The organism is Nonomuraea sp. NPDC051191 (genome assembly GCF_044455665.1).
Lineage (GTDB): Bacteria > Actinomycetota > Actinomycetes > Streptosporangiales > Streptosporangiaceae > Nonomuraea.
The window spans coordinates 313700-325387 of record NZ_JBITEZ010000005.1 but is presented as its reverse complement, the minus strand read 5'-3'; the positions used below and the strand labels follow the sequence as shown (position 1 = coordinate 325387).

Annotated in this window: 9 protein-coding genes; all 9 read right to left on the bottom strand. The window is 74.1% G+C overall.

Features of this window, described 5'->3' with window-relative positions; all coding sequences use genetic code 11:
• Window positions 1-616: 616 nt before the first annotated feature.
• The gene (gene rpe, locus ACIA8R_RS16420) at window positions 617-1270 is read right to left on the bottom strand and encodes a ribulose-phosphate 3-epimerase (RefSeq protein ID WP_357705349.1); all 654 of its coding nucleotides are present in this window, start codon (window positions 1268-1270) and stop codon (window positions 617-619) included.
• Between the two features lie 120 nt (window positions 1271-1390).
• On the bottom strand, window positions 1391-2848 hold the full coding sequence (locus ACIA8R_RS16415; RefSeq protein WP_397039240.1) for an RsmB/NOP family class I SAM-dependent RNA methyltransferase: 1458 nt from the start codon (window positions 2846-2848) through the stop codon (window positions 1391-1393).
• A complete protein-coding gene (gene fmt, locus ACIA8R_RS16410) occupies window positions 2835-3764 on the bottom strand; it encodes a methionyl-tRNA formyltransferase (protein ID WP_357705348.1) in 930 nt (309 codons plus the stop codon). The genes ACIA8R_RS16415 and fmt overlap by 14 nt, the downstream gene beginning before the upstream one ends.
• Before the next feature lie 2 nt (window positions 3765-3766).
• On the bottom strand, window positions 3767-4315 hold the full coding sequence (gene def, locus ACIA8R_RS16405) for a peptide deformylase (RefSeq protein WP_357705347.1): 549 nt from the start codon (window positions 4313-4315) through the stop codon (window positions 3767-3769).
• 28 nt (window positions 4316-4343) lie between these two features.
• Window positions 4344-5699, bottom strand: coding sequence for a hypothetical protein (locus ACIA8R_RS16400; RefSeq protein WP_357705346.1), 1356 nt, complete (start codon window positions 5697-5699; stop codon window positions 4344-4346).
• A 37-nt stretch (window positions 5700-5736) separates the two neighbouring features.
• Window positions 5737-7224 carry a hypothetical protein gene (locus ACIA8R_RS16395; RefSeq protein ID WP_364091200.1) on the bottom strand — a complete coding sequence of 496 codons (1488 nt, stop codon included), beginning with the start codon at window positions 7222-7224 and terminating at the stop codon, window positions 5737-5739.
• A 49-nt stretch (window positions 7225-7273) separates the two neighbouring features.
• Complete coding sequence (locus tag ACIA8R_RS16390; RefSeq protein WP_397038996.1) at window positions 7274-9745, bottom strand: primosomal protein N'; 2472 nt, start codon at window positions 9743-9745, stop codon at window positions 7274-7276.
• Between the two features lie 295 nt (window positions 9746-10040).
• A complete protein-coding gene (gene metK, locus ACIA8R_RS16385; protein ID WP_357705344.1) occupies window positions 10041-11231 on the bottom strand; it encodes a methionine adenosyltransferase in 1191 nt (396 codons plus the stop codon).
• Window positions 11232-11359: 128 nt separating this feature from the next.
• A complete protein-coding gene (locus ACIA8R_RS16380) occupies window positions 11360-11683 on the bottom strand; it encodes a hypothetical protein (protein ID WP_352322592.1) in 324 nt (107 codons plus the stop codon).
• Window positions 11684-11688: the final 5 nt, after the last annotated feature.

Here is an 11688-nt window from a genome sequence, read left to right as displayed (position 1 = left end):
CAATCCCAAAGTGACGCACGTCATACTGATCAATAGGGTAGGGATTGAAATTTCGTGATGTCGCGGCTTTTGATCTCAGGTGGGCGGCCGAAGTGGATCGGTCTGAGGGCACGCTGCCGCCCGCCCCGGAGCCGTCCCCAGGACGATCGCCACGCGCTCACGCTCCGCTCACCACCCCGCGCCCGACGAACCGCGGGCCGCGCGGGGGCGTCCATCCACCGCGGCCGAACGCCCGTCCGCGACACCGAGGTCCTCCCACAGCGCCCCACACCCGTAGGGAAGCGCCACACGCCCGCACGAAGCGGCAGGCCCGGTTCTCCCGACGGCCACCCGACCCGCGCCCCTGAAGCTGGGCCTCGCACCGCGTCCCGTAGACGCGTTACCGCACCTCGCCGAGCGCGCCCTTGATGCCACACCCCCAGGCCGGGCACGGCCCTGGTGCTGCACCGGGCCGGGCGCGGCTGTGGTGCCGCCGGACCCGGCGCGGGTCTGGTGCCGACGTGCGGCACCGTGGGGCGCTCTTGGAGGGACGGGGGCACCACGGGAGTGCGCGAGCACGCCCGTGGCGCGGAAGGGACGCACCCGTGGCGGGGGGACGCGCCGTGGCGGGGGAAGGTCAGCGGGTGGCGGCGGCGCGCAGGGCGTCGATGGCGGCGACCGGGTCGTCGGCCCCGTAGACGGCGCTGCCGGCCACGAACACGTCGGCGCCCGCCTCAGCGCAGCGCTCGATCGTCTCGGCCGTCACGCCGCCGTCGACCTGGAGCCAGACCGACCCGCCGTGCCGCTCGATCATCGCCCGCGCCGCCCGCACCTTCGGCAGCACCATGTCGAGGAACTTCTGCCCCCCGAACCCCGGCTCCACCGTCATCAGCAGCAGCATGTCGACCTCGCCGAACAGCCCCTCGAACGGCTCCACGGCCGTGGCCGGGTTGAGCGCGAGCCCCGCCCGGGCGCCGAGCGACCGGATCTCGCGCAACGTCCGCACCGGCGCCTTGGACGCCTCCGCGTGGATGGTCACGCTGCCCGCCCCGGCCTCGGCGTACTGGGGGGCCCAGCGGTCGGGGTCGGCGATCATGAGATGGCAGTCGAGAGGGGTCTGCGTTGCCTTGCGGAGGGACTCGACCACGGGCAGCCCGAGGGTGAGATTGGGCACGAAGTGGTAGTCCATGACATCCACGTGCAGCCAGTCGGCGTTCGGCACGGCGGCGGCCTCGTCGGCCAGCCGCGCGAAGTCGGCGGCGAGGATGCTGGGCGAGATCTGTACGGCCATGATGCGCCAGTCTATTGAACCGCCCGATCCACCCCGAACGCCCCTCCCACGACGCCGCCCCGGAGGTTCAGGACCCCGGACGGCCCTCCCCCCTGCGCCATCGCGCGGGCGGCCCCGAGGTCAGGGGCGTTTGCGGAGGAGGGCGAGGAACATGGCGTCGGTGCCGTGGCGGTGCGGCCAGAACTGCGCGTGCGGGCCGTCGCCGAGCCCCTCGGCCTCCGGCAGGTAGTCGCGCGCGTCGAGCTGCTCCACGTCGCCCCTGCGGCCCATGACGTCACCGACCACGACGCGCGTCTCGGCCAGGTGCGGCGAGCACGTCACGTACGCCACCACGCCACCCGGACGCACGGCGTCGAGGGCCGTGCCGAGCAGCCGCCGCTGCAACGCGCCCAGCTCGGCGATGCTGGCCGGGTCGCGCCGCCACCGGGCCTCCGGACGCCGCCGCAGCGCGCCCAGCCCCGTGCAGGGGGCGTCGAGCATCACCCGGTCGAACACCCCGGGCCGCCAGGCGGGCTCGGTGCCGTCGGCGGTGACCACCGAGGCGGTCCTGGTGGTCTGCCAGACCAGCCGCGCCCGGTGGTACTGCACGTCGGCGGCCAGCACCCGGGCCCCGCCCGGGAACGCCACCCCGGCGCCGTCGAGACCGTCGCGGCGCTCGCCGTCGAGGCCCGCCAGGTCGCCGTAGGTGGCGACGGCGTCGAGCAGGCCCGCCTTGCCGCCCGGCCCGGCGCACATGTCGAGCCAGAGCTCGTCCTCGCCCTCCAGCGGCACCCGGGTCAGGGCCAGCGCCACGAGCTGGCTGGCTTCGTCCTGGACGGCCGCGCGCGTCTCGGCCACGGCCTCGATCTGCCCGGGATCGCCCTCGCGCAGGTAGGCCGCGTACGGCGAGTAGCGGCCGGGATCGGCCCCCGACTCGGCCAGCTCCGCCACCGAGCTGCGCCCCGGCCGCGCGACCAAGGTCACCAGCGGACGGACGTTGTCGGCGTCGAGCAGGTCGGCCAGCTCCCCGCCGCCGCCCAGCGCGTCGCGGAAGGCCGAGACGATCCACCGGGGATGTCCGTAGGCGACGGCCAGGTGGCCGACGGGGTCCTTCTCGGCGTCGGGCGCGACGATGGGGATCCAGTCCTCCAGCTCCCGTGAGCCGATCTTGCGCAGCACGGCGTTGACGAACTTGGCCGCGCCCTGGCCGATGCGCAGGCGGACGAGATCGACGGTGGTGCCGACGGCGGCGTGCGGCGGGACGCGCATGCGCAGGAGCTGGTGGGCCCCCAGCCGCAGGGCGTCGCGCACGGCCGGGTCGGGCGCCCGGTCGCTGCACATCTCGATGATGGCGTCGTAGGTGCCGAGGCCGCGCAGCGTGCCGTAGGCCAGCTCGGTGGCCAGCGCCGCGTCGCGCCCCCGGATGTCGCGCTCGCGCAGCAGGCGCGGCAGCAGCAGGTTGGCGTAGGCGTCGCGCTCGTCGACGGCCCGCAGCAGGTCGAAGGCGGCGTTGCGGGCGTGGTCGCGGGCGGGGCGGCGGGGACGGCCGGCGCCGCGGGGCTTGGTGCCCGTGGGGCCGCCCCGGTCACGCGAAGGCATCGTCACCCGCGATCCGGACGCCGCGCGCCCACTCGACCGCGCCCATCGCCCGCTTGCCCTGCGGCTGCACCTCGCCCAGCTCGACGGGGTCGGTGGCGGTGCCGACGAGCACGGCGCTCTTCGTGGCGACGATCCGGCCAGGCGCGAGCCGGTCGGCCTGGACGGCGACCTTGGCCGGGCCGAGCTTGACCCGCTGGCCCCTGAACTCGCTCCACGCCCCCGGAGCGGGGGTGCAGGCGCGGATCAGGCGGTCGACCCGCATGGCGGGCTTGGACCAGTCGACCCGCGCGTCGGTGACGTTGATCTTGGGCGCGGTGGTGACGCCGTCGAGCGGCTGGGGACGGGCCTCCAGCGCGCCGTCCTCGACGCCGTCGAGCGTGGCGGCCAGCAGGCCGGCGCCGGAGACCGACAGGCGTTCGAGGAGGGAGCCGCTGGTGTCGTGGGTCAGGATCTCCTCGGTGACGACCCCGTAGACCGGGCCCGCGTCGAGCTCCTTGACGATCTGGAACGTGGTCGCGCCGGTGATCTCGTCGCCGTGCAGCACCGCGTGCTGGACGGGCGCCGCGCCGCGCCAGGCGGGCAGCACCGAGAAGTGCAGGTTGATCCAGCCGTGGCGGGGCACGTCGAGCGCCGACTGCGGCAGCAGCGCGCCGTAGGCCACCACCGGGCAGCAGTCGGGCTCCAGCGCGCGCAGCGTGTCGAGGAAGGCGGGATCGCCGACCTTGGCCGGGCGCAGCACCTCGATGCCGGCCTCCTCCGCGAGCTCGGCCACCGGCGAGGGGTGGACCTTGCGCCCCCTCCCGGACTGGGCGTCGGGACGGGTGACGACGGCCACGACCTCGTGCCGCGGCGAGTCGATCAGCATGCGCAACGACGGCAGCGCCGTCTCGGGTGTGCCCGCGAAGACCAGCCGCATCGTCAGAGCGCCCTTCCGCCGGTGGCGTGCGGCGACATCTTGATCACGGGGGCGGACAGGCCGCTCCACTCGGCCTCGCGGATGGCCTTCATGGCCAGCTTGCGCTGCTTGGGGTCCATGCGGTCGATGAACAGGATGCCGTCGAGGTGGTCGGTCTCGTGCTGGAAGCAGCGGGCCATCAGGTCGGTGCCCTCCAGCGTGACCGGCTCGCCGTGCATGTCGAAGCCCTTGGCCACGGCGCGGACGGCGCGCGGCGTCGGGTAGCTCAGGCCGGGGAAGGACAGGCAGCCCTCCTCGCCGTCCTCGTCGAGGTCGGAGGACAGGTCGAGGTCGGGGTTGATGAGGTGGCCGAGCTGGTCGTCGACGTAGTAGGTGAACACCCGCAGGCCGACGCCGATCTGCGGAGCCGCCAGGCCCGCGCCCGGGGCGTCCATCATCGTGTCGGTGAGGTCCTTGACCAGCTTGCGCAGCTCCTTGTCGAAGTCGACGACCGGGGCCGCCGCGGTGCGCAGCACCGGATCTCCGAACAGCCGGATCGACTGGATCGCCAAGGGGCTCACTCCTGTTCTCGAACGTTGATCAGCCCAGTTTACCGGCGGTGGGCCGGCGGCCGGTCGTGCCCAGGGAACGAGCCTTCATCGCGGCCTTGCGCGCCGCCTTGGCCACCGCCCGGTCGTCGTGGGTGCCGGCGAGCATGTCGAGCACGGCCAGCGTGTCGGGATGGCCGACCGCGGGCATCTCGCCGACGAGCTTGATCAGGTCTTCGCCCGGCTCGGGCATGTCGAGGCGGCCGGCGGCCGGGCCCGACAGGTGCATGAGCGCGGCGAGGTTGTCGACCGCGATCCAGGTGTGGTCCTCGGCGCTGAGCGGCGGGGCCTCCAGGTCGCGGATGTGCAGCCAGGAGGCGGCGTAGCGGCGCGTGAGCGGGTGGTCGAGCGCCTGCCGCACGGGCTGCTCGGCCTCCGGGCCGAGCTCCTCCAGGATGGCGCCGACCGCGCCGCGCTGCCCGGCGGTGCCGGAGGCGGCGATCTCGATCAGGTCGCGCGCGGCCGCCTCGGGCGGCCGGCGCTCCAGCCAGCCCGCCACGGCGCTCTGCGTGGCCGTGCCCCTCACCAGCGCCTCGACCAGCTCGGCGGCCGACAGGTCGGCGAAGACCTGCACCTCGGCGGCGGTGGGCGCGTCGTGGCCCTCGCGCAGCAGGTCGCGCCGGACGGCCCACACCCCGAGCGGGGTGAGCGCCGTGCGCCCGGCCTCGGTCTGCTCGACCAGCCCGCAGTACGTCAGCAGCGACACCGCCTCCAGCAGCTCGGCCGGCAGCGCGGCGGCCAGCCTGCGCATCTCGACCTGGCCCGGCGCGCAGGCCACCTCGTGCGACTGCAGGATGCCCCTGGCCAGGTTGCCCACGGCCACGCCCGAGCGCACCGAGTAGATCGTGGCCAGCATCTCGGCCAGGTGGTCGTCGACCACGGCCGAGCCGGTCAGGCCCTCGTCGGCGCGGTCGAGGACGTCCATCACCACGCCGTCCCAGAACTCCAGCGTGGCCTCGACCGTGAGCTGCATCGACAGCGGGCCGCGCGAGGCCCGGCCGCCGAGGATGCGCAGCAGGCCGGTGTTGACCGCGACGATCCAGATCAGCCGCATCCGGGACTCCTGGAGCCCCAGCTCTTCCGCGGCGGCCCTGGCGTCGGACTCTCCCAGCATGCCGTCGGCGCCCACCTCGCGGCTGCCCGTCCAGGCGGTCAGGCGGATGGCGTCGGCGACGAGCGGCACCGCGGGCACCGCCCGGGCCAGCTCGGCGTCGCTCGCCAGCAGGACGGGCGGGAAGGTCAGCGCCTCGTGCTCCACAGAGGTCTCCTCAGGTGGCCGTGGAGGCACGGCGGCCTGCTCATCGATCAGCTTGCGCAGCTCGGCGAGGTCGAAGACGTTGTTTGCCACCCACGAAACTTACTGCACAGCAGTCACAAGGGCGTACTCAACGGATGGCCCGGGAGCGTGCCTTGAACGCCGCCTTGCGCGCCGCCTTGGCCACCGTGTCGTCGGGGATGGAGCGTCCGAGCAGCTCCAGAACCTCGACCACGTCGGGGTGGTCGACCCGCCACATCTCCTCGATGAGGTGGGCCGGCGGACCGGACGCCGCCATGTTCTCGGCGAAGATCTCCGGATCCTCCCGAGCGGCCGGCATCGCCAGGGCGAGCATGTCGACGCTGACCCAGAGCAACTCCTCCTGGGTGAGCGGCGGCGCGCCGAGACCACGTGCGGCCAGCCAGTGTATGACGTGCGGGCGCAGCTCCTGGTCGTCGAGGTGCTCGCGGACCTGTGGCTCGGCCTCCGCGCCCAGCCGGTCGACGATGGTGATCGCGATGCCGCGGGCCACGGCGGGCGCGCCGGAGGCGGCGGTCAGCAGCTCGGCCGCCGCCTCGCCCGCCGCGCGGCCGGACAGCCAGCGGGAGATGTCCTGCTCGGCCAGCTCGGCGGGCAGCCCTTCGAGCAGCCCTTCGATCAGGCCGCGCGCGTCGGCCTCGCCCAGGTCGGGGGCGATCGGGGCGTCGAGGCCGAGCGAGAGGTAGTGCTCGCGCAGCCCCCACACCGCCAGGGGCGTCAGCTCGGCGGCCTCGCCGGTGAGGCGGACCATGCCCCACCCGGCCAGCCGGTCGAGCGCTCCGCCCACGTCGACGCCGCCCTCGCCGGAGACCTCCTCCAGGTAGTCGGCGACGACCTGGAGCGGCACCGGCGCCTGGAGGCGGTAGAGCATGTCGAACAGGTCGTAGAGCCCCTCGTCGAGCTCGGCGTGGCCGGTGATCTCGCCGCCGGTGTCGTCCTCCAGCAGGCGGGCCACGGTCTCGGCCCAGGCGCGCAGCGGCCCGCCGTCGCCCGGGTCGCCCGGGTCGCCCGGGGGCGGGCCGCCGGCCAGCCCCGGAACGGCCCGCAGCGCCTCGGCCAGCTCCTCCTCCGAGGCCAGCCGCACGGCGGGCAGCGGGGTGCAGCCCGGACAGTCGCAGGGCGCCTCGCCCAGGTCGGGCAGCTCCCCGGACGGCACCGGCACCGCCTGTTCGAGCGACTCGGGCCCGATCGAGCTGAACAGGCTCTTGGCCATGCCGAAGTTGGCCGTGTCGGCCAGGGCCTCGGGCATGCGCGGAGCGATCTCGTCGAGCCGCGCGCGCATGCCCGCCACGGTGTCCGGGCCGACATGGCCGGCGTCGCCGAGGTAGTCGACCAGAGTGCGGGCGGCCGCCACGGTCTCGGGCGCGCTCTCGGGCGGCGCGATCACCTTGCGCGGATAGATGGACAGCAGCAGCTCGTCGAAGGTCTCCGGCGTGAAGTCGCTCAGTTCGTCGACGTCGAGGTAGTCGCTGGCGTAGTCGCAGAGCAGGCGGACCTCGTCCGCGTCCACCTCGACTTCCCGCGCGCGCCCCCATGCGCGCAGGTCGTCGATGGCCTGGTTCACCCATTCGATCGACACAGGGGCACGCTAACGGCTGACCAACAGATGAGCGAATCGGGGAAACGGTCTAAATCAGGTCGAGTGGGTCGACACTCACCCTCACGACATCTGGTGTCTTACGCGCCGCACGCACCCCACTGGCCCCCTTGAGCGCGGCCGACAACGCCGCCCCGCCGCCGCGCCGTACCCGGATCATGGCCCGTTCCAGGCCGGACTCGTCCACGGGGACGGGGCCGAGCACCTGGGCGTCGGGCGGGAGGCGTACCTCGTCGAGCATCTGCCGCACGGCACTGGCCGAACCCGTCAGCGTCGCCATCCGCACCGCGGGCGGGAAGCCCAGCTCGGCCCGGTCGCCCAGTTCGCGTTCGGCGTGCGTGATCGGGTCCCACCGCAGCAGCGCCTGGACGGAGGGCAGCCCGGCGTCCCCGAGCACCACCAGCTCGGCGGACGGCCGCAGCAGCGCGGCGGCGTTCATCCACCGGCGCAGCGTCTCCTCCCCCGCCCGCAGGTCGGCCCGGCCCAGCAGCGCCCACCCGTCGAGCAGGACGGCCGCCGCGTAACCGCCCTCGGCCACAGGCTCGGCGCCGGGCGTGGCGACCACCAGGGCGCGGGCGGCGGGCACGCGGGCCAGCACGCCGTCCCGGCCCGAGGTCCGCACCGGCACCGACGGGAAGGCCCGGCCCAGCTCCTCCGCGGTGCGCCTGGCCCCCGTGACGACCGCCCGCAGGCGGGGGCTGCCGCAGGACGGGCATCGCCAGTCGGCGTCGACCCGGCCGCACCAGCGGCAGTAGGGGGCGGCGTGCCCGGCCCTGAGCGCCAGCGGCCCATGGCACAGCGACTCCCCGCCGCCGTGCGCCGCGGCCCCTTCCGGCATCCCGGCCATCCCGGCCATCCCGTCGACGGCGGGCGGCAGAGCCCCGGCGCCTGTCCCCGGCACGTGCAGGGGCAGGCCGAGCGGGACCGCCCCGGACGCCGCCGCCGACAGGATGAGCGCCTCCCCGGCGACCGGCAACGGCCCGCCCCGCCCCTCGGCCCCGGCAGGCGCTCCCGCGCCACCCCGGACGGGTGTCGGCGCGGCGGCGGGGGCCGGTGGTGCGGCGAGGTGCGGAGCGATCCTGGTGGGCGGCAGGACGCACCGCGCCGGGGCACGGCAGTGGCGGCAGGCCAGCGCCGGCAGGTAACCGCGCCTGGGCACCTGCACCAGCACCGGCCCGCTCTCCAGCCCCTGCCGCAGCGCCCGCCAGGCCAGGCTGGGCAGCCTCGCCTGCCGGGCCGCCTGGTCCTTGGCCAGCTCGGCGTCCTCACCGGCGGGACGCACCCGCGGGGCCACGGTCCTGATCATGGTGCGGGCGGCCACGATCGGCCTGGCCCAGCGCGTCGCGACGAGCTGGGTGGCCTCGGCCGTACGCGCGTAGCCGCCGATCAGCATGGCCGCGCCGGTCCGGTGGGCACGCAGGCCGAGGACCTCCCGGGCGTGGGGGTAGGGGGCCAGGCGTTCGGCGTGCAGATCGTCGCCGTCGTCCCAGATGGCCACCAGGCCGAGATCGGCCACGGGGGCGAACATGGCGGCCCGCGTGCCCACGACCGCGCGTACCTGGCCTCTGAGGACCTTCAGCCACCGCCTGTAGCGCTCGGCGGGACCCAGGTCGGCCGTGAGCGCCACGTGCCTGCCCGGGCCGAGCAGCCGCTCGAACTCGGCGTCCGCCAGCGCGACGTCCTTGCCGTCGGGGACGACGAGGACCGCTCCCCGCCCGCCCTCCAGCGTCGCGAGCACCGCCTCCGCCATGGCCCCGGCCCAGCCCGTGGCGCCGGGCAGCGCCGACCACACGGCGCGTGGGGCGCGACCGTGGCGCAGCGCGTCAAGGAAGGACGGCCCGGTCGGATAGGCGTCCCAGGCGCTCTCACGCCCCTCCCCCGCACGCTCCGAGGCGTCCCCGCGGCCCTCGCCCGCGGAACCGCCGCCCACGACGCCGGTGTCGCCGTCGGCTGCCTGCTGCTCCCCGATGTCACCCGCACCGCCGGGCGTCTCCTCGACGGTGTCCGGCGAGCCGGCCTCGTGGGAGGAGCCAGGAGCCGGGCCGGCGGGGGGCGGGACCTCGGCCTCGGCCTTGGCATGGCGCGGCGGGACGGCCAGGCGGAGCACGTCGGTCAGAGTGCCCGCGTAACGGTCGGCCACGGCGCGGGCCAGACCCGCGATCTCCGGCGTGAGCACCTGCTCGGGAGAGACCACCCGTTCCAGCGGGGTCAGCTTGCCCTCGTGATCGCTCTCGTCCACCCGCTCCAGCAGGAACGCGTCGATCAGCTTGCCCGCGAACCGGACGCGCACCCGCACCCCAGGCCGGGCCGCCTCGTGCATGGCGGCGGGCACCAGGTAGTCGAAGAGACGGTCGAGGTGCGGCAGCGGGCTGTCCACGACCACTCGCGCCACCGGCCGCTCGGGCGCCGCGACCACGGCCCCCTTGGTGTCCTTGGTGTCCTTGGACGACGCCGTGGGCCGCACGGCGTCGAGCGGCAGAAGGGCGTCGTCGGAGTGGGTCACGCACTAACGTCTACCAGACCCCGCGCGCCGCCATCCCCACGCCGGCTCGACCGTGAAGAGGAGCACACGACAACAGGCATGCAGGCAGACCACACCGCAGGACGCCGGACACCCGAGATCCACCAGGACCTGCGACCGAGCCCCCGAAGGCGAACCCGCCCTCAGCGAAGAGACGGACAGCCGAGCAGAACCCGCCTCAGGCCCGCCTCACACCGACCTCAGCCGACGACAAGTGCCGCATCCACGCCCCGATGGGCCGGATACGGCACCTGCGTCGAACAAGAACCGGGAGAGGTCAGAGACCGGCAGCCGTCCGAAGGGCCTCGGCGCGGTCGGTGGACTCCCAGGAGAAGCCCTCACGGCCGAAGTGCCCGTAAGCGGCGGTCTCGGAGTAGATCGGGCGCAGCAGGTCGAGGTCGCGGATGATGGCCGCCGGACGCAGGTCGAAGACGCGCAGCACGGCCGCCTGGATCTGCTCCACCGGCAGCTTCTCGGTGCCGAAGCACTCCACGAACAGGCCCACCGGCTGAGCCTTGCCGATCGCGTACGCGACCTGCACCTCGCACCGGTCGGCCAGCCCCGCCGCGACGACGTTCTTGGCCACCCAGCGCATCGCGTACGCCGCCGAACGGTCGACCTTGGACGGGTCCTTGCCCGAGAACGCGCCACCGCCGTGGCGGGCCATGCCGCCGTAGGTGTCGATGATGATCTTGCGACCGGTCAGGCCGGCGTCGCCCATCGGGCCGCCGATCTCGAAGCGGCCGGTCGGGTTGACCAGCAGCCGGTAGCCCTCGGTCTCGATCTCCAGCCCGTCGAGCACGGGGTCGACCACGTGCTCCTTGATGTCGGGGGCGAGCATCTCCTTGAGGTCGATCTCGGCCGCGTGCTGGGTGGAGACGACCACGGTGTCGAGGCGGACGGGCTTGTCGCCGTCGTACTCGATGGTGACCTGGGTCTTGCCGTCGGGGCGCAGGTAGGGAACCTTGCCGGTCTTGCGGACCTCGGACAGGCGCTGGGCGAGCCGGTGCGCGAGCGTGATCGGCAGCGGCATCAGCTCGGGCGTCTCGCGGCAGGCGTAGCCGAACATCAGGCCCTGGTCGCCGGCGCCCTGGCGGTCGAGCTCGTCGGCGTCGCCGCCGCCCACGCGGTGCTCGTAGGCGTCGTCGACGCCCTGGGCGATGTCGGGCGACTGCGCGCCGATGGACACCGACACGCCGCAGGAGGCGCCGTCGAAGCCCTTGTGGGAGGCGTCGTAGCCGATCTCCAGGATCTTCTCCCGGATGACGCCGGGGATGTCGACGTAGGTCTCGGTCGTGACCTCGCCTGCGACGTGGACCTGGCCGGTAGTGATCAGCGTCTCGACGGCGACCCGGCTCTTGGGGTCGTCCTTGAGCATGGCGTCGAGAATCGCGTCACTGATCTGGTCGGCGATCTTGTCCGGGTGGCCTTCGGTGACCGACTCGGAGGTGAACAGGCGACGTGACAACTCAGTGGCTCCTCATGCAGCGGCTGCTGACGGATGTTGGGCCCGGGACGGAAGTACACGCCAGGGCCTCGCCGAAGTCTAGCCCTACCCGGCGCCCGGTCGCGAAACCGTCCCGTGTCCGTGTCCGGTCACAGGTCGGGGAGGGGATCGGGGGGCAGCGTCTCCGGCGCGAAGACCTCGGCGTCGGCCGCGGACACCACCGCCGCGTACTCCTCGTCGAACTCGAACACGGTGTTGCCGAGCTCGATGAACGGTCCGGGCAGGATCGGCCCGAGCCTGGTGTGCCTCGGATACGTGGCGAACACCGCGACCGGCCGGTCACTCCGGAGGGTCCTGGTGGTGAGCACCGAGACGGACGAATCAGTGACGACGATGAGGAAGTGGCCCGTTCCCGTCGGCCCCACGGACAACGCGGGGAAGACGTAACGGATTCCTCCCTGGTCCTCTAGCAATCTCC

Coding starts and splice junctions, on each gene's coding strand:
- ACIA8R_RS16415 (WP_397039240.1), bottom strand. CDS start 2,848: ATGCCTTCGCGTGACCGGGGCGGCCCCACGGGCACCAAGCCCCGCGGC.
- fmt (WP_357705348.1), bottom strand. CDS start 3,764: ATGCGGCTGGTCTTCGCGGGCACACCCGAGACGGCGCTGCCGTCGTTG.
- rpe (WP_357705349.1), bottom strand. CDS start 1,270: ATGGCCGTACAGATCTCGCCCAGCATCCTCGCCGCCGACTTCGCGCGG.